This window comes from Burkholderia sp. AU16741, assembly GCF_002223345.1.
Classification (GTDB): Bacteria; Pseudomonadota; Gammaproteobacteria; order Burkholderiales; family Burkholderiaceae; genus Burkholderia; species Burkholderia sola.
Window position 1 is genome coordinate 114,085 of record NZ_NKEZ01000005.1, and the last position, 16,238, is coordinate 130,322.

Genomic DNA, 16,238 nt, shown 5'->3' on the forward strand with positions numbered 1-16,238 from the left:
TTCTTCGAATGATTTCCGTTCATTCCTTCGTGCTGCCTTCACCGGGCAGATCCGGCCGAATCGGGCCATACCAGCGCGGGTAGTACTGCCGCACGACCTCGCCATCGAATCGCAGCGCGCGGCAGCGGCCGAGCTGGAAAGGCGGTTCGGCGTGCACGCCGTCATGATCCGGGCCTTCGCCGCCCTCCTCGCGCACGTTCCATACATCACCGGCGAACGCCTGGATCGCGGCCGTCGGCAGCACGGCGCACAGTTCGGTGAGATGGGAACAGCCTGCGACGCCGGCGAGCAGCCGGTTCGCGTTGCGGCGGAAATTGCGGAAGAGATTGAGCCCGATGAGGGCCCGATAGGCGGGGGAAGCGGATTGACAGTGACCGGGATAGGGCACCCATTCCGAAGACGCTTCGGCGTCGACGACATTGAGGTCACGATCGATGGTCACGCGCAGCCAGAGTTCGTGGATCGGCAGGCCCTGGGGCCGGATGCCCGACGCAAGCGCGACATCGCGCGGCTTGTGGTCGGTCAGGCAGGCTTCGATGTCCCACAAGCCGTCGCCGCGCTCGTAGGCTTCCGCTCGGATTGCGCGTCGATGTCGCAACTGACGGGGCACGGGCTCGGATAGCGGCATGCTGGAGGTTGAGGCCGAAGAGGAAAACCCGTGGATTTTAGCATATTGGGTATTTGAGGCATTCGGCCCCGACGGCGGGTATTCCCGCCTGTCCGGAAGCGGTTGCGATGCAGCAAAATCGCGCGCCACGCGCGCGACCGGGCCACTCAGTCGTCGATCGGAAAATCGTCGCCCACCTTCAGCAGCTTCACGATCGTCGCGCTCGAGAAGCCGCGCGCGGCCAGGAAGCGCGCCTGCTTCGCGCGCTCCGCGGGCGTTTGCGGCAGTGCACCGAATTTCTTGCGCCAGACGGCCTGCGCGCGGCTCCACTCGGTCTCGCGCAATTGGGCATTCACCTCTTCGACGAGACTGTCGCCGACCGCATGGCGCTTCAGTTCGCTGACGATGCGTGCGACACCGACGCGCGACGCGCGGCGATGCACGAGGCTCTCGGCAAAGCGCGCGTCGGACAGCCAGCCTTCCTTCTCCAGTACATCGAGCACCGGGTCGACGGATTCGTCTTCGCCGACGTAGGGGGCGAGCTTGCGCGCAAGCTCCGCACGGCTGTATTCGCGCCTCGACAGGTAGCCGAGCGCGCGCCCCTTCAACGACCGCGGCGGCTTCGACGACTTGCGTTCGCCGGCGCCCGGCGCATCGCTTGAAGCAGCGCCGCCGGAAGATGCGCCGAAAGCCGTGCCGGATGCGCGATGGGTGCGGCGCGGATGCTGGCTGCTGCGCGTATAGACATCTTCGGTCGCGGGCGCATCGGCTGCGCGATCGTCCGCGGCGCGATCGCCCGGGAAGCGGACACCGGACACCCGACGGCGGGAGCGATCATGCGCGTCGAACGATTCATCGTCTTCGAACGGATCGTCCGGCGCGGCAATCTCAAACGAAACGAGGGCATCGTCGGATGCCCTCGTCGCGGTGCGGTTCGCGGCGTTGCCGCCTGCGTCCGGCCGGCTGGCGCCCGAGGGGCCGGCTCGCCGGCCGGAGCGACCCGCCGTTTCGGACGTGTCGCGCTCCTCCGGCTCGCCAGCCCGGCCTCGGCGCACAACCATCACTCTTCTTCGTCCAGAGCCTCGGCTTCGTTGGCTACGCCATCGGGCATGCTGACGACACCGAGCGATTCGCGAATGCGGTTCTCGATCTCGCGTGCGATTTCCGGATTCTCGCGCAGGAATTCACGCGCGTTGTCCTTGCCCTGGCCAATCTTCTCGCCGTTGTAGCTATACCAGGCGCCGGCCTTGTCGACGATCTTCGCCTGCACGCCGAGATCGATGATCTCGCCCTGGCGCGAAATGCCTTCTCCGTACAGGATGTCGAAGATCGCTTCGCGGAACGGCGGCGACACCTTGTTCTTGACGACCTTCACGCGGGTTTCGTTGCCGATCACCTCGTCGTTTTTCTTGATCGAGCCGATCCGGCGAATGTCGAGACGCACCGACGAGTAGAACTTCAGTGCGTTGCCGCCCGTCGTGGTTTCCGGGTTGCCGAACATCACGCCAATCTTCATCCGGATCTGGTTGATGAAGATCACGAGGCAGTTCGTGCGCTTGATCGTGCCGGTCAGCTTGCGCAGCGCCTGCGACATCAGGCGGGCCTGCAGACCCGGCAGCGAATCACCCATCTCGCCTTCGATTTCGGCCTTCGGCACGAGCGCCGCGACCGAGTCGATGACGATCATGTCGATCGAGCCCGAGCGCACCAGCGCATCGGTGATTTCGAGCGCCTGCTCGCCGGTGTCCGGCTGCGAGATCAGCAGCTCCGGCACGTTCACGCCGAGCTTCGACGCGTACTGGACGTCGAGCGCGTGCTCGGCGTCGATGAAGGCTGCCGTGCCGCCGATCTTCTGCAGTTCGGCGATGACCTGCAGCGTGAGCGTGGTTTTACCGGACGATTCCGGACCGTAGATCTCGACCACCCGGCCGCGCGGCAGGCCGCCGACGCCCAGCGCGATGTCGAGACCCAGCGACCCCGTGGAGACGACCTGGATATTCTCGGCCGCCTCGCCGTCGCCCATGCGCATGATCGAGCCCTTGCCGAACTGCTTCTCGATCTGCGCGAGCGCGGCCGCCAGCGCCTTGCTCTTCTCGGCGGTCATCCCGGAGCCCTTCTTGCTATCTTCCATGAATCGTCCTTTGCTATGATGAGCAGCGTCTGTTGGAGGCGCGCCCGCATCAAGCGCTGCCCACGAATGCAGACACTGTATAAAAAAACAGTGGTTTATGCAAGCCCGCAATGCGGGTTGCGTTGTACACGAATAACTTCGGAGACAGCCGCGCCGGCGCGAACGTGCCGGCATCGGTCAGCAACATGCGAATTCTCATCGCCGAAGACGACAGCATACTCGCGGACGGCCTCACCCGGTCACTCCGCCAATCGGGCTATGCCGTCGATCACGTGAAGAGCGGCGTCGATGCCGACACCGCGCTGTCGATGCAGACTTTCGACCTGCTGATCCTCGATCTCGGGCTGCCGAAAATGTCCGGGCTCGACGTGCTCAAGCGCCTGCGCGCGCGCAATTCCAATCTCCCCGTGCTGATCCTGACCGCCGCCGACAGCGTCGACGAACGCGTGAAGGGGCTCGACCTCGGCGCCGACGACTACATGGCCAAGCCGTTCGCGCTCAACGAGCTCGAGGCGCGCGTGCGCGCGCTGACCCGGCGCGGCGCGGGCGGCGGCCCGACGGTCGTGCGCCACGGTTCGCTCGCATTCGACCAGGTCGGCCGCATCGCGTATGCGAACGATCACGTGCTCGATCTCTCCGCGCGCGAACTCGGCCTGCTCGAGGTGCTGCTGCAGCGGATCGGCCGCCTCGTGTCGAAGGAACAGCTCGTCGATCACCTGTGCGAATGGGGCGAGGAAGTCAGCAACAACGCGATCGAAGTCTACGTGCACCGGCTGCGCAAGAAGATCGAACCGAGCGGCGTGCGGATCTCGACCGTGCGCGGCCTCGGCTATTGCCTCGAGAAGGTCGCGCCCGCGACGCCGGCCGACACGGCAGCGTCCCAGCCCGCGGCCGCCGGCACGCCGCTGCGCTGACGCCGGACGGCGCCGCGATGGCCACGCCGGCCCATTCCCCTTCCCGCCCCCCGACCGGCGCGCCGTCGTCGGCTGCCGACGAGGCGCGCGACGCCCGCTACGAGAACCCGTTCGCGCCGCCCGACGAAACCGAATCGCCCGAAACGCCGCGGCCGCGCTCGCTGTTCGGCGAAATTCTCGACTGGATGCTCGCGCCGCTGCTGCTGCTGTGGCCGATGAGCATCGCCGTCACCTATCTCGTCGCGAAGACGATCGCGAACAGCCCGTTCGACCGCGCGCTCGAAACCAATGCGTACGTGCTCGCCCGGCAGATCCATCCGGTCAACGGCGTCGCCGAGCTGACGCTGCCGGAACAGACGCGCGACTTCCTGCGCGCCGACAACATCGACAGCGTCTACTTCCAGGTGCTCGGCACGCGCGGCGAACTGGTCGCGGGAGAGGCCGACATGCCGCTGCCGCGCGACGAGGACCGCCCGCCGCCGGGCGTCGTCGTGTTCCGCGACGATCTGCTGCGCGGCAACGACGTGCGCGTCGCATATACGACCGTCGCGCTGCCGCAGGCGAGCGGCACGCAGCCCGTGCTCGTGCAGGTCGGCGAGACGCTCGACAAGCGCAACGCGCTCGCGAACGACATCATCAAGGGCGTGATCCTGCCGCAATTCGTGATCCTGCCGCTCGCGATCCTGCTCGTGTGGTTCGGGCTGTCGCGCGGGCTCGCGCCGCTCAATGCGCTGCAGGCGCACATCCGCGCGCGGCGGCCCGACGACCTGTCGCCCGTCGAGGCGCAGCGCGCGCCGCCCGAGATCGAACCGCTCGTCACGTCGTTCAACGACCTGCTCGCGCGGCTCGAACAGAACATGGCGCTGCAGAAACGCTTCATCGCCGACGCCGCCCACCAGATGAAGACACCGCTCGCGGGCCTGCGCACGCAGGCCGAATTCGCGCTGCGCCACCCGGTGCCGCCCGACGTGCAGCGCTCGCTCGAGCAGATCGCGACGAGTTCCGAACAGGCCGCGCGGCTCGTCACGCAACTGCTCGCGCTCGCGCGTGCCGAGAACCGCGCGAGCGGGCTCACGTTCGAGCCGGTCGAGATCGGCGCGCTCGCGCGGCGCACGGTGCGCGACTGGGTGCAGGCCGCGCTCGCGAAACGGATGGACCTCGGTTACGAAGGGCCGGACGACGACGCGCCGCTCGACGTCGACGGCAATCCGGTGATGCTGCGCGAGATGCTCGGCAACCTGGTCGACAACGCGATCCGCTATACGCCGGAAGGCGGCCGCATCACGGTGCGCGTGCGTGCCGAACGCGCGGCGCGGCGCGTCCATCTCGAAGTCGAGGATACGGGCCCCGGCATCCCGGCCGGCGAGCGCGAGCGCGTGGTCGAGCGCTTCTACCGGATCCTCGGCCGCGAAGGCGACGGCAGCGGCCTCGGGCTCGCGATCGTGCGCGAGATCGCCACTCAGCACGGCGGCACGCTGACGCTCGACGATCACGTCTACCAACACGCACCGCGCCTCGCCGGCACGCTCGTGCGCATCAGCCTGCCGCTGACCGACACCGCCCCGGATTAACCCTGACGCGCGCCGCCGCGAATCGGCGCAACCCCGTCGAAACCGGCGATTTACCGGCCGTTCGCGCCATGATCGACACGCGAAGCGACCGATTCGACACGGGTTAACGCGCAGTCGTTTTGTACGAGCGAGTCAGTGGGCCGTAAGTTTCCGTGCCAATAATCGTCGACAGGCCCGCCCCTCCCACGGCGGCCGCACATCTATATCAAGGGACTTGGAGACGATTCATGGCAACGTTAGGCGGGCAAATTTCGCACTCGCCGATGACGGGCGAAGAGAAGAAGGTGATCTTCGCGTCGTCGCTCGGCACCGTGTTCGAGTGGTACGACTTTTACCTGGCCGGCTCGCTCGCGGCCTACATCAGCAAGAGCTTCTTCTCCGGCGTCAATCCGACCGCCGCGTTCATCTTCACGCTGCTCGGCTTCGCGGCCGGCTTCGCGGTGCGGCCGTTCGGCGCGATCGTGTTCGGCCGGCTCGGCGACCTCGTCGGCCGCAAGCACACGTTCCTCGTGACGATCGTGATCATGGGCGTCTCGACGTTCGTGGTCGGCTTCCTGCCCGGCTACGCGTCGATCGGCATCGCCGCGCCCGTGATCTTCATCGCGATGCGGCTGTTGCAGGGCCTCGCGCTCGGCGGCGAGTACGGCGGCGCGGCGACCTACGTCGCCGAGCATGCGCCGGCCAACCGGCGCGGCTTCTACACCGCGTGGATCCAGACGACGGCCACGCTCGGCCTGTTCCTGTCGCTGCTCGTGATCCTCGGCGTGCGCACGTTCATCGGCGAGGAAGCGTTCGGCAGCTGGGGCTGGCGCGTGCCGTTCGTCGCGTCGATCCTGCTGCTCGGGGTGTCGGTGTGGATCCGGCTGCAACTGAACGAATCGCCGGTGTTCCTGCGCATCAAGGCGGAAGGCAAGACGTCGAAGGCGCCGCTGACCGAGGCATTCGGCCAGTGGAAGAACCTGAAGATCGTGATCCTCGCGCTCATCGGCCTGACGGCCGGCCAGGCCGTCGTGTGGTACACGGGCCAGTTCTACGCGCTGTTCTTCCTCACGCAGACGCTGAAGGTCGACGGCGCGAGCGCGAACATCCTGATCGCGATCGCGCTGCTGATCGGCACGCCGTTCTTCCTGTTCTTCGGGTCGCTGTCGGACAAGATCGGCCGCAAGCCGATCATCCTCGCGGGCTGCCTGATCGCGGCGCTGACCTACTTCCCGCTGTTCAAGGCGCTCACGCACTACGCGAACCCGCAGCTCGAACTCGCGACGCAGAAGGCGCCGATCACGGTCATCGCCGATCCGGCCACCTGCTCGTTCCAGTTCAACCCGGTGGGCACGTCGAAGTTCACCAGCTCGTGCGACATCGCGAAGAGCGCGCTCGCCAAGGCCGGCCTGAACTACGAGAACGTCGCGGCGCCGGCCGGGACGCAGGCCCAGATCAAGGTCGGCGACACGGTGCTCCCGACTTACGACGGCAAGGCGGCCGACGCGAAGGCGCAGGGCGCGGCGTTCGACAAAACGCTCGCATCGACGCTGAAGGGGGCCGGCTACCCGGCGAAAGCGGACCCGGCGCAGCTCAACTGGCCGATGACGATCGTGATCCTGACGATCCTCGTGATCTACGTGACGATGGTCTACGGCCCGATCGCCGCGATGCTGGTCGAGATGTTCCCGACGCGGATCCGCTACACGTCGATGTCGCTGCCCTATCACATCGGCAACGGGTGGTTCGGCGGCTTCCTGCCGGCGACCGCGTTCGCGATCGTCGCGGCGAAGGGCGACATCTACTCGGGCCTCTGGTATCCGATCGTGATCGCGCTGGCCACGTTCGTGATCGGCCTGCTGTTCGTCAAGGAGACGAAGGACTCGGACATCTACGCGCAGGATTGATGTTGGGTCCGCGGCGGGGACGGCCGGCGGAGGTGCTCCTTCCGGTGACCGGCTGCCGCCCGCGATGGAGATCGGCACGGCGGCTGGCATCTTTTTTCGGGAAAGATGGAAAAAGGTATTGACAGCCGACCGGCCGATCGACATAATTCAAGTCTTCACGGCGAATTAGCTCAGTCGGTTAGAGCGACGGAATCATAATCCGCAGGTCCGGGGTTCGAATCCCTGATTCGCCACCATCTTCAAAAAGCCCAGCATAATCAATAGGTTATGCTGGGCTTTTCTCATTCGGTGGGTCACTTGGTGGGTCATTCCCATGCACAAGTTGCCCCGTCTGTATAAGTCACGCCACGGCGTTTACTACCTGAGAATCATTCGCAACAAGAAAAAGTACCGTTGGTCCCTTGGAACCAAGGACTTCAAGCAGGCTAGAATTCATGCACTAGACCTGAACATGAAGCTTGCGATGAACGAATTTGACCCCAGTAATATTAAAAAACTGGATGTTGAAATCAGCCCCTCAGGGACCGTGAATTTCAAAGATGTCAAATCGGGTGACATTGATATTGTTTCTCAAATTATCGAAAAACTGGGGCTAACGCCTGCTCAATTTAGCCAACTCAGCACGGCTGAATTGGCATCCAAATTAGCTTCTTCCCCCCAGCCCCCAAGCATGGGGGAGATGTCTGGGAACTTGCCTAAAGGCATTGTCCAAGGACAACGTGCTACGCAGAAAAGCGAATTATTTAGCACAGTTGCGAATCTCTATCTCACTGAGAAGAAAATTGACAACGTTGCGAAAACCCTCTATGACAAAGAGCGGGTTTACGACGAGTTCAAATCTTTTTTCGGTGATCTCGATATTAATCAGTACACCCCTAATGAGGCGGTAGCCTATAAGAACCGCCTGCTGGCCTCTAATGGGTCTGCAAGTGCCATTAATGCAAAAACCTCGTTCCTGCGCTCACTATTCGAATACGCGATCAACAATAATCTGTTTTTTGCCAGCAACCCGTTTGAGCGTGTTAAGATTTCAACCAAGGCAAAACTAAAAAAACAGGTTCGCTCTTATAAACCATTCGAAGATGAGGACCTGAAATTAATTTTTGAGGAATTGAAGTACAGGGATTTTCTCAAAAAGCCTGATTATCATTGGTTGCCATTTTTGAGCCTGTACACTGGTGCACGCGTGGAAGAACTGGCAAGCCTGAGACTTGACCAAATTACTAAAGTCGACGGTGTTTTGGTGTTTGATATTCAGCATGACGCGGCGAAAAATTCGAACTCAGTTCGCAAAATCCCCCTGCCTGATGTTGTCCTGAATTCCAAATTTTTGAGCTACGTTGAACAAGTCAAGGCGACGAAAGCAACACATCTTTTCCCTCACCTCAAAGATGGGAAGAATGGATTTTCTAAAAATATGTCTCGGCGTTTTGGCGAATATTTAGACAAACTTGAAATCAAAGATGACCGAAAAGTATTCCACTCTTTCCGCACAACTTTCATTAATTCGATGACTAATCTGCATGTTCATCCCGCTATTCTTATGGCGATTGTTGGACACTACGAGCAAGCAAAGGTCGATTTTTCATCACCCCATTTTCAAAATTATCAACAAGCAAAACCGTTGAAAATTTTGAAAGAGACGATGGATAAGCTCAGCTACCCCATCAAGATTTTTCACTAACCCCGTGTCAACCTGTAGAATTTTACAGGCACCCGAGACGGCAAAGTAACACTTATTCTTTTCAGTTCACCGCAGAAATAAACTCGCCGGTTGTCAAAAGAAATCCTGCTTATGGCAGGATTTTTTTGGCAATCGGAACTGGGGCAAGGGACCAAGTCCCATATGGTGAACTTGCGATAAATCAAAAATCATATAAAATGAAATGAGGGTTTGATTTTGGGTTTTGCTTTTAGCCCCATGCAATGGCCCAAGTAGGTTTGCGTAGCAAACCGTAATGGGCTACGGTTTGGTTTTTGGTTTACCCAACCTGCGCAAGAAATTCACCCCCTCACAAAAATAAAAACTAGGGTTGCCAATGGAAGAGAAGAAAAAAAAGAACGTCATAAATGTCCAAAAATATAACAAAACAATGCGTGGCGCGATGGTGGCTATTGCAGCCCACAACCTTCGAAAGGTGGAAAGTGCGAACGTGGATGAAACCCGTACCCCTGACAATATTTATTATGTCGGAGATCCCAATACGGACATTCTTGCTGAACTCGATAAGCGACTGGAGAACGTCGAAAAATTTAGAAAGGATGCGGTCCAGTTGGTCAACATAGTTTTGTCTGCAACACCTGATTGGTTTAATCAAGGTGGTAGTGCTGAGGACTGGGGCGCCAATGCTCAAAGGTGGTTGGAGGAGCAATTCGGAACGGAAAATATTATCTATTCTGTTATGCATCTCGATGAAAAGACACCACACATACACTGTGCATTTGTTCCACTCAGGAACAACAAACTGCAGGCTTCCTACTGGTTCGACGGTCCCAAAAAATTGAGAACGCTGCACGATAGTTATGCTGTTGCGACAAAAAAATTGGGAATTGAGCGTGGTACTCGTTACAGCAAAGCAACCTCAGAGTCAGTGCAAAATCATTATGATGACATCAATATGTCCGCCGAGGATGAAAGGAAATTAAACGTTGAGTTCAAACAAGTTCTAGCCAATTTGCGAGAACCCAACCTCCGTCAACGCCTGAGTTTCCCGAAATATGTCGCCGAGTGTTTAAATCCATTTCTAGGAAAATTGGCAAAACTCCTTAAGCATTACAAAGCCAAAGCCAACGAAAGAGATAAGTACAAAAAATTGGCTGACACCCTAGAAGCAGACAATTCAGCACTAAACCGCCAGGTTGAAGATCTAACAAATAAAATTGACGCTTTAGGCTTGAACCCTAACGCCAGATACTTCGATTTCGAACAAATGGGGCGATTTCTGCATCGATTTGATGTAATGACTGAAATTCAGCCCGAGCAGCGCAAAATTGATTTGGAAATGCTGGAAAATGGATATATTTTAAAGAAAATCCCTAAAGCAACCGAAAATAAACCTAAAATTTGATTTTTACGCCGCCGTCCTTTTTTAATTCACTAACGTGAATTCCCAACCCTGCGGGTTAATGTGCTTCGCTAGATCTTTAATACACCTCTGTACTAGACTTTATAACCTGCTTCGCAGGAATGTGTACTACTAATTCCCGGAAAGCTCAATCCCTACCGCGTTAAAAATAACACGGCAGTTAGCTTTCCAGGGGTCGGTAAAATTATAGTTTTATCAGCGTCGATTAAATACACTGCCACACACCCCGATTGATTTAGTTAAGTAATCAATTTGGCAGATTCAGGGTCTTTAACACCCTTGAAGCATGGTTCCACCATTGCGCTCATCATTGTAGCTTTGCTTCTTCCCATTCTCGCTACGGCACTATATTGCTCATAGGCTATTCAGTCTTTTTAGTCACCTACGTATAGTGTGCTGTCTCATAACAGTCGCCATGGCTATTCAGTCTTTTCAGTCACCACGCCTTTCCACCCTGTTACTTACCCAGTGTTAGCAATTTTTCGAATCGTGAGAATTAACCGACGCATAAAAAATTGCCCTGCTTAGTTCGTTCGCAGGGCAATTTAAACTTGATCTTGACATTCGTCGAGTTACGATTATATTTAAATTGCTCACCGTCGCACGTAAGCACCATTACCTTAAGGCAATTTCATAATTTGTCAAGAGGTAGTAAAAAGCCACCTTCGTAGGTGGCTTTTTATTTCGCCCGTTGACAAATCCAAAATATGGCGATATTTAACTTGAATTATAGGTATCGCCATGATGGTAAATTCCAATAGGAGAATTTCATGTTTAGAGATCAACAAATAATCTTGTTAGGTGAGAAGCTAAAGGCTTTGGAGGAAGCTCAGGCAGCACTACGGTTTGATACGGAGAACTCCGAATCCAAATTAAGACTCGCAAGATTGATAAAATTTGAAATAGCAGAAACTCTCTCGACGCTGGAGTCAGTTTTAATCAAATCCATTGCCTAATTTGTACTCTTCTCCTGTAATTTTTTTGGCTATATCAGCTACTTGTTTAGCACCATTCGGCCCTTTTGTCTTGGTGTCATTGTTGAGATTCTGAATTTGTTTAGAAATCTCTTCAACCACCTTACTTTTCCCCGATTTTTCGAGTGATTTATAAATTGCGATAATTATTGGAATTAAAGGGTCGTTGTTGTAATGATTATCCATTCTCGAACTCCTCAAATTTTCTTAATTACTTTATCGGACGGGGTGGTACATGCCTCACACCACTCGATGAACTCTAGCACGTCCACAAACTGTTCTCCACGCTCAACCTTGGACACGTAGCTCTGCCCTCTGCCGAGCCGTTCGGCAAGTTGAGTTTGGGTGAGACCAGCCCCAAGGCGAACTTCCTTCAAGGTGCGCCGGAGCTTCTCATAGCGTTGACCATAGAGCATCGAACGATGCTATAGTCTGATCCAGAATAGTCGAATCGAGACTATTATCACAAAGAGAGGATGCTATGGAAATTTACGAGGGTGACCTGTTAGAGGGTGGGGTAAGCGATATGGATGGGCGGTGGAAGAAGTATACGTTCTTGAAGATCGGAAACTATCAGCTTAATAATATTCGGATTGATCCAAAATTCGACCGCATCCTTCACAATCAAATTAATCGCGGGGCAGTTAAGCTGTGGGTTGTCCGCTGGTTTTCCAAAGATGTGATTGTCGGAATTACTCAACCAGATGGACAAACATTCCGCCAAGGGCTTGGTCAGTTCTATTTGCAACTGGCTATTGCTGCTGTAAGTGGGGCAGTTGTCCTGCTCGTCGGGCTTGCCAGTGGTAGTGCGTTGGCTGACGCAGCAGGTGTACTGCTCATGCTCGGGGCAAGCATGGTTCCGATGAATTTCATTAATAAAGTTAAAGCTGTGAAAGCCGATCACGTTTATTAACCAATCCTCTTGTCATGAAATGCAAAAAGCACCCCTCGGGGTGCTTTTTTAATAAAATACAGTTACTTCTTATTCTTGGCAGCTTCTTCTGCCATTTTGGCGGTGTGCTCGGCCATTTTGGGGAGAGCCTCGGTAAAAGCATACTTACCGACATTAAAAATACTTTTCCCTAAAAGCTTAAGACCTGCTACAGAGCGTTCCTTCGCTCCATAACCATGCACAAGCCCCGACCAATCCTCAGACAAGCTTAAATACTTATCATCGTTTTCCATATCAACGACGCTCAACTTTGGTTACGATAAAATCGTAGCCATCGCGGCCGCTATTTCGTTGCCTAGCCTGTCCTTCGGCAATTTTTACTGCCATGAAGTCCGACTCCGCAGAGACGTCAATGGTACTACTCGTTGAGCTACTACCCTTGCGAAAACTGTAAAAGACTCGATATTTATTCATGGTAATTTCCCCGGAAGTAAGGGCGCTACTCATAAATTTACGCTGCCCACCGACGTTAACGACATTAATCGACGCTTCTTTAGTGCAGCCCTAATTTTTATCGCAGATTTTTGTTTATAGATTACCTGTGAAAATTGACAGGTGGTTGTTCATTGGGGGCGAACGTGGGACACTACGTGTGTCCGTTTTCTTCTTAAACCGACCCGCCTTTTTGAAGTAAAGTGTTGACGGAAAAGGAAAATTTTCGATGATGAGAAAATTTCCCTGATTCGCCACCAAACAAAACAAAGGGTTACAGCGCTTCGGCCTGTAACCCTTTGTCGCTTCTGGCCTTATGTAGGCATCGTGTAGGCGTTTTGGGTCGGCATCAATCAATGCCGATCCATATCACCGCATCATAACGACAATCGAGTCACCGACAGCGCTCGGAAAATTAATGGGGCCAGTTTTCCGCAGCGGCCCTCGCCACCGCTGGCTGTCACAAATTAGCAGAGATCGGTATCCTCCGATGTACCGTCTCTCGACCGAGTTCAATAATGACTGTTTTCACGATAGGCTACGAAGGACTGGACATCGACACGTTCATGTCCCTACTCGCAGAGCACAGCATTGAGACCGTTGTGGACATCCGCGAGCTTCCGCTGTCACGCAAACCCGGCTTCTCAAAAAAGGCGCTGGCCAGCACGCTGAATCTCTCCGGGCTCGAATACATCCACATGGTCGACCTTGGCTGCCCGAAGCCGGTACGTGACCGCTACCGGGAAGATGGCGACTGGAAGCGCTATACCGTTGGCTTCCTCAAGTACCTTAAGACGCAGCAAGCGGCGATCGCTGACCTGTCCGATTTGGTCAGTTCGTCGAGCTGCGCCCTGCTTTGCTACGAGGCCGACTTCAACTTCTGCCACCGCTCGATGGTCGCTAATGCAGTGCAGGAGCACTGCGGTGCTGCCGTCGAACACATCTCCGCCGCCGAGGTCAAAACATCGAGCCCTGCCGGTCGTCAGCTGGCTTGCGCTTAGGCGGATAGATCAAGCTGATAATCAGCCACTGGTCCTGGAATCGATGCTGGTTACCCATCAGGAACATCAGCTCCTTACTCCCCAGATCTTCCTCCAGCTTGACGCGAAACGGCTTCTCCCAGTCAGCACCATAACTGTCGCGGCATTTCCAGAAGAGCGCGCCGGCCTCCCAATCGACGATTTTGTGCTTGTGCTCCTCTTCTCCGTCCGGCGTATCGCAGATGTATCGGTAATAGAAGTCGAACGGCACCTTGCGAAGCTGCTTGACCTGCTTGCGCTCTTCCGCCTCAGAAAATAGATTGCCCTGCATCTGTTCCTGCAGCAGTTTCTCCCGCTCATCGTCAGTCCAATCCGGGTTCCGAGCCTTGACAATATCCAGGCCGAGCAATCGCTTCGGATGAAGGAGCGCGAGCGACAAGCCGCCCTCAAGCCTCGCCGCGTCGATGGAATCGAAGCTGTCGAATGACGGGATCTTGTCCAGCCACTCCCACCGCGACGACCATTCTTTCTTCGTGTCGATTACGTTGCCGCAATTGATCGTGTCGACGTAGACCTTATGGCTCTCCGGGCGGTGATCTTTGTTCGCTTTCTCGACGCGCACGTCGATCCACTGCCACTTCCTGAACTGCTGACCGTCCTCGATCATCCGGAATGGTACCGGGAAGAGACGCCGCATCGCGCCGCTCTGCGCGATACCCGCGACGCAGGAGGTTTCCACGTACTGCGCACTTGGCGAAGGATAGGTCTTCGCCAGAATCAGGATGCGTTCGACTCGCCCAAGTGCCATTACTTGACCTCATCTTTTCATTGCGCAATACGCCTGCGTAGCAGTAAGGCCTCGTCATCTGTCATGCAGCATTTGCTTACCCCAGCACTACAGCAAGACTGTGGGCAATACCGCAATCCTCACCCAACGCCATTACGGCCGACACGTCCGTCACAAGCTATTGGGCCGCAGCGTTAGCCGGAGAAGTTTCGCTCACTGCAGCTCCGCTCTCTCGGTTAGGGGGTCGAACCTCGGTCTCGCATGGAAGAACGGGGAACTGCTGCGGAATATCAGTCTGCCCGCTAATCCGTGCATCGACAAATGACTCTATATCCTCGGTCTGAGGGGCATTCGGATCAAGCAACACTCGCGCATGATCTGGGCCAAGAAAGACCACGGACAAACCCTTGGGGATGTTCGTACATTCGTACTTCGCGTCGAAGTCGAGCAAGTGTGCAAGGCGATATACCTTAGCCGGCCATGCCTCATCTGAGAAGTCCTTGTGCACCCATTTGGCATAGGACGCCAGTACGAACGCCGATAATACGAGAAACGCGACCGACAGAACTGGCGGTCCATCATATCTCCCCTCGCCTGACAGTTTTAGTCTTACCCATCCGAAGAGGACCAGCGCGTGTACTGCTGCGAATAGAGCAACGACGAGAAAAAGAGGATACGCGTACTCGAAGGCCAGCAGTCCGGCTACGATTGCCCTTGTGAAGGGTAAAGCCGAGGCATCTACCGGAAAGACTCCATTGATTAAGGACGAAGCCTTGCCCGTGCTGAATACGACCAAGGCAGACACCGCAATCGACGCCGTCAGCTTCGTAAAGCCGTACGCCCATAACCGCGTGAAGAACGAACTGCGCTCGATAGACACGCCCAAGAAGACGGCCGCGAACCCAGTCGCCCAAAGTCGTATGGAGAAAAGGTATTCATCGAGCCAAGATCCTTGGCGACTCATTCCGACAAGCAAAAGTACGACAGCCAATACTGCCACCGCACCGACTGCCCACGACTTGTCTCTTTCCTCTGCTTCTTTTTCGTTTTCTCTCTGCTGCTTGGCGCGTCGAGCCTCCCGCAGGAGTTCCGCAACGTGGTCTTTCAACGTTTCGGTCGGTCGGCTATCTCTGTACTCTCGTTCGGAAAAGGAAAGTTCTTCATAGAGCGCCTCCAAGTGCTGCCGAGGATTGCGCGGTCTATCGAATCTGTATTTCCGCTCAGTCATTTGATTCCCTGCGTTTTCTTGACGCTCTCAACGCATCCCCAGCCGGTGGCTGAATCCTACTTGGTTGCGCCAGCAAACCGAGCCTCACCCATGCTTCCATTGCTCCGCTTGGATCGAGCAGCAGCAGCCGTTGCCGCCAAGCCTGTATCCAGCGTCGAACCATCCTGTGTTCTGCGCGAAGCTCCAGCGCTACTACCCTTTGACTCTCCCGCCAACCCAGCATTGTGACGAAGCGCCGGGCGTGGGCTCGTGCCGACGGAAGCAACAACGGCGTGTTCGACACCCGCGTGAAATACGCCAGACATGCCTAACAGCGAAACCCTGGCATCCCGCTCGGACGCAGGTATGGGTGGTAGCCCGTACTGGTGCTACTACACCACGGACACGAATCGGACGTCACATTCCCGCTCAACATCCAATGGACTTGCTCAAGCAGGAATGCCGACAGCGCGACATCCTGGACCTGCTCGTCACCGGCCGGTTCCCGAGCGGAGAATCCGGCGACGGTGAGATCGAAGTGACGAACTGGCGCAACGGCACCACGCGCGGGTTCCGTATCGTCTCCACGCTCTTCACCGCGAAGCAAACGATCCGTATCGATCACGCGTCAATATCCATGATGATGGCCGCCAAACAATGCGAGTCATAGTAGCAGTGCCCGTTATAGTACAGTCCCGTCTCGCATCCCGC

At 56.5% G+C, this 16,238-nt stretch carries 18 protein-coding genes and 1 tRNA gene; 9 read left to right on the forward strand and 10 right to left on the reverse strand.

The genetic code is table 11. From position 1 onward, the window contains the following. Nucleotides 1-19: 19 nt before the first annotated feature. The 4 genes from CFB89_RS13775 to CFB89_RS34860 form a co-directional block, all read right to left on the reverse strand. Entirely contained in the window at nt 20-628 is a 609-nt protein-coding gene (locus CFB89_RS13775; protein ID WP_050014576.1) for a DUF2889 domain-containing protein, read from the reverse strand. A gap of 146 nt (nt 629-774) precedes the next feature. Then, nucleotides 775-1,668, reverse strand: coding sequence for a recombination regulator RecX (gene recX / locus CFB89_RS13780; RefSeq protein ID WP_089468360.1), 894 nt, complete (start codon nt 1,666-1,668; stop codon nt 775-777). Beyond that, nucleotides 1,668-2,738, reverse strand: coding sequence for a recombinase RecA (recA, locus tag CFB89_RS13785; RefSeq protein WP_011546125.1), 1,071 nt, complete (start codon nt 2,736-2,738; stop codon nt 1,668-1,670). Before recA ends, recX begins: the two co-directional genes overlap by 1 nt. A 49-nt stretch (nt 2,739-2,787) precedes the next feature. After that, nucleotides 2,788-2,925 (reverse strand): hypothetical protein, encoded by a 138-nt coding sequence (locus CFB89_RS34860; RefSeq protein ID WP_179233432.1) that lies wholly within the window; start codon nt 2,923-2,925, stop codon nt 2,788-2,790. Here CFB89_RS34860 and CFB89_RS13790 point away from each other — a divergent pair. The 6 genes from CFB89_RS13790 (at nt 2,924) to mobV (ending at nt 10,177) form a co-directional block, all read left to right on the forward strand. After that, nucleotides 2,924-3,652 (forward strand): response regulator transcription factor, encoded by a 729-nt coding sequence (locus tag CFB89_RS13790; protein WP_089435843.1) that lies wholly within the window; start codon nt 2,924-2,926, stop codon nt 3,650-3,652. The genes CFB89_RS34860 and CFB89_RS13790 overlap by 2 nt on opposite strands. A gap of 17 nt (nt 3,653-3,669) precedes the next feature. Further along, nucleotides 3,670-5,223: a sensor histidine kinase gene (locus tag CFB89_RS13795; protein ID WP_089468361.1), complete on the forward strand. Its 1,554-nt coding sequence runs from the start codon at nt 3,670-3,672 to the stop codon at nt 5,221-5,223. 227 nt (nt 5,224-5,450) lie between these two features. Beyond that, nucleotides 5,451-7,109: an MFS transporter gene (locus CFB89_RS13800; RefSeq protein ID WP_089468362.1), complete on the forward strand. Its 1,659-nt coding sequence runs from the start codon at nt 5,451-5,453 to the stop codon at nt 7,107-7,109. Nucleotides 7,110-7,268: 159 nt separating this feature from the next. Continuing rightward, nucleotides 7,269-7,345, forward strand: a tRNA-Met gene (locus CFB89_RS13805). A 77-nt stretch (nt 7,346-7,422) separates the two neighbouring features. Next, on the forward strand, nt 7,423-8,793 hold the full coding sequence (locus CFB89_RS13810) for a site-specific integrase (RefSeq protein WP_089468363.1): 1,371 nt from the start codon (nt 7,423-7,425) through the stop codon (nt 8,791-8,793). A gap of 355 nt (nt 8,794-9,148) precedes the next feature. Next, on the forward strand, nt 9,149-10,177 hold the full coding sequence (gene mobV, locus CFB89_RS13815; RefSeq protein WP_089468364.1) for a MobV family relaxase: 1,029 nt from the start codon (nt 9,149-9,151) through the stop codon (nt 10,175-10,177). 953 nt (nt 10,178-11,130) lie between these two features. On the opposite strand, the gene CFB89_RS34200 is transcribed toward mobV, so the two are convergent. Both CFB89_RS34200 and CFB89_RS13820 read right to left on the reverse strand, forming a co-directional pair. Then, nucleotides 11,131-11,355, reverse strand: coding sequence for a hypothetical protein (locus tag CFB89_RS34200; RefSeq protein WP_144030101.1), 225 nt, complete (start codon nt 11,353-11,355; stop codon nt 11,131-11,133). Nucleotides 11,356-11,366: 11 nt separating this feature from the next. Continuing rightward, a complete protein-coding gene (locus CFB89_RS13820; RefSeq protein WP_089468365.1) occupies nt 11,367-11,585 on the reverse strand; it encodes a helix-turn-helix domain-containing protein in 219 nt (72 codons plus the stop codon). 65 nt (nt 11,586-11,650) lie between these two features. On the opposite strand from CFB89_RS13820, the gene CFB89_RS34205 reads away from it, so the two are divergent. Beyond that, nucleotides 11,651-12,082 carry a hypothetical protein gene (locus CFB89_RS34205; RefSeq protein ID WP_124680032.1) on the forward strand — a complete coding sequence of 144 codons (432 nt, stop codon included), beginning with the start codon at nt 11,651-11,653 and terminating at the stop codon, nt 12,080-12,082. A 62-nt stretch (nt 12,083-12,144) separates the two neighbouring features. Here CFB89_RS34205 and CFB89_RS34210 read toward each other — a convergent pair whose 3' ends face one another. Then, nucleotides 12,145-12,354: a hypothetical protein gene (locus tag CFB89_RS34210; protein WP_144030102.1), complete on the reverse strand. Its 210-nt coding sequence runs from the start codon at nt 12,352-12,354 to the stop codon at nt 12,145-12,147. Between the two features lie 717 nt (nt 12,355-13,071). On the opposite strand from CFB89_RS34210, the gene CFB89_RS13825 reads away from it, so the two are divergent. Then, entirely contained in the window at nt 13,072-13,554 is a 483-nt protein-coding gene (locus tag CFB89_RS13825) for a DUF488 family protein (RefSeq protein WP_089468366.1), read from the forward strand. Here the strand turns inward: CFB89_RS13825 and CFB89_RS13830 are convergent. The 3 genes from CFB89_RS13830 to CFB89_RS35765 all read right to left on the reverse strand — a co-directional run bounded on the left by CFB89_RS13830 (nt 13,511) and on the right by CFB89_RS35765 (nt 15,771). Beyond that, nucleotides 13,511-14,341 (reverse strand): hypothetical protein, encoded by an 831-nt coding sequence (locus CFB89_RS13830; RefSeq protein ID WP_089468367.1) that lies wholly within the window; start codon nt 14,339-14,341, stop codon nt 13,511-13,513. The genes CFB89_RS13825 and CFB89_RS13830 overlap by 44 nt on opposite strands. Nucleotides 14,342-14,498: 157 nt before the next feature. Continuing rightward, a complete protein-coding gene (locus tag CFB89_RS34215; protein WP_144030103.1) occupies nt 14,499-15,428 on the reverse strand; it encodes a hypothetical protein in 930 nt (309 codons plus the stop codon). A 112-nt stretch (nt 15,429-15,540) separates the two neighbouring features. Beyond that, nucleotides 15,541-15,771 (reverse strand): DUF746 domain-containing protein, encoded by a 231-nt coding sequence (locus CFB89_RS35765; protein ID WP_089468368.1) that lies wholly within the window; start codon nt 15,769-15,771, stop codon nt 15,541-15,543. 195 nt (nt 15,772-15,966) lie between these two features. On the opposite strand from CFB89_RS35765, the gene CFB89_RS13840 reads away from it, so the two are divergent. Beyond that, nucleotides 15,967-16,197, forward strand: coding sequence for a hypothetical protein (locus tag CFB89_RS13840; RefSeq protein WP_089468369.1), 231 nt, complete (start codon nt 15,967-15,969; stop codon nt 16,195-16,197). Nucleotides 16,198-16,238 lie beyond the last annotated feature (41 nt).

Excerpts from the sequence above, each read along its gene's own strand:
- CFB89_RS13775 (WP_050014576.1), bottom strand. The coding sequence starts at position 628 with ATGCCGCTATCCGAGCCCGTGCCCCGTCAGTTGCGACATCGACGCGCA.
- recX (WP_089468360.1), bottom strand. The coding sequence starts at position 1,668 with ATGGTTGTGCGCCGAGGCCGGGCTGGCGAGCCGGAGGAGCGCGACACG.
- recA (WP_011546125.1), bottom strand. The coding sequence starts at position 2,738 with ATGGAAGATAGCAAGAAGGGCTCCGGGATGACCGCCGAGAAGAGCAAG.
- CFB89_RS13790 (WP_089435843.1), top strand. The coding sequence starts at position 2,924 with ATGCGAATTCTCATCGCCGAAGACGACAGCATACTCGCGGACGGCCTC.
- CFB89_RS34860 (WP_179233432.1), bottom strand. The coding sequence starts at position 2,925 with ATGTTGCTGACCGATGCCGGCACGTTCGCGCCGGCGCGGCTGTCTCCG.
- CFB89_RS13795 (WP_089468361.1), top strand. The coding sequence starts at position 3,670 with ATGGCCACGCCGGCCCATTCCCCTTCCCGCCCCCCGACCGGCGCGCCG.
- CFB89_RS13800 (WP_089468362.1), top strand. The coding sequence starts at position 5,451 with ATGGCAACGTTAGGCGGGCAAATTTCGCACTCGCCGATGACGGGCGAA.
- CFB89_RS13810 (WP_089468363.1), top strand. The coding sequence starts at position 7,423 with ATGCACAAGTTGCCCCGTCTGTATAAGTCACGCCACGGCGTTTACTAC.
- mobV (WP_089468364.1), top strand. The coding sequence starts at position 9,149 with ATGGAAGAGAAGAAAAAAAAGAACGTCATAAATGTCCAAAAATATAAC.
- CFB89_RS34200 (WP_144030101.1), bottom strand. The coding sequence starts at position 11,355 with ATGGATAATCATTACAACAACGACCCTTTAATTCCAATAATTATCGCA.
- CFB89_RS13820 (WP_089468365.1), bottom strand. The coding sequence starts at position 11,585 with ATGCTCTATGGTCAACGCTATGAGAAGCTCCGGCGCACCTTGAAGGAA.
- CFB89_RS34205 (WP_124680032.1), top strand. The coding sequence starts at position 11,651 with ATGGAAATTTACGAGGGTGACCTGTTAGAGGGTGGGGTAAGCGATATG.
- CFB89_RS34210 (WP_144030102.1), bottom strand. The coding sequence starts at position 12,354 with ATGGAAAACGATGATAAGTATTTAAGCTTGTCTGAGGATTGGTCGGGG.
- CFB89_RS13825 (WP_089468366.1), top strand. The coding sequence starts at position 13,072 with ATGACTGTTTTCACGATAGGCTACGAAGGACTGGACATCGACACGTTC.
- CFB89_RS13830 (WP_089468367.1), bottom strand. The coding sequence starts at position 14,341 with ATGGCACTTGGGCGAGTCGAACGCATCCTGATTCTGGCGAAGACCTAT.
- CFB89_RS35765 (WP_089468368.1), bottom strand. The coding sequence starts at position 15,771 with ATGCTGGGTTGGCGGGAGAGTCAAAGGGTAGTAGCGCTGGAGCTTCGC.
- CFB89_RS13840 (WP_089468369.1), top strand. The coding sequence starts at position 15,967 with ATGGACTTGCTCAAGCAGGAATGCCGACAGCGCGACATCCTGGACCTG.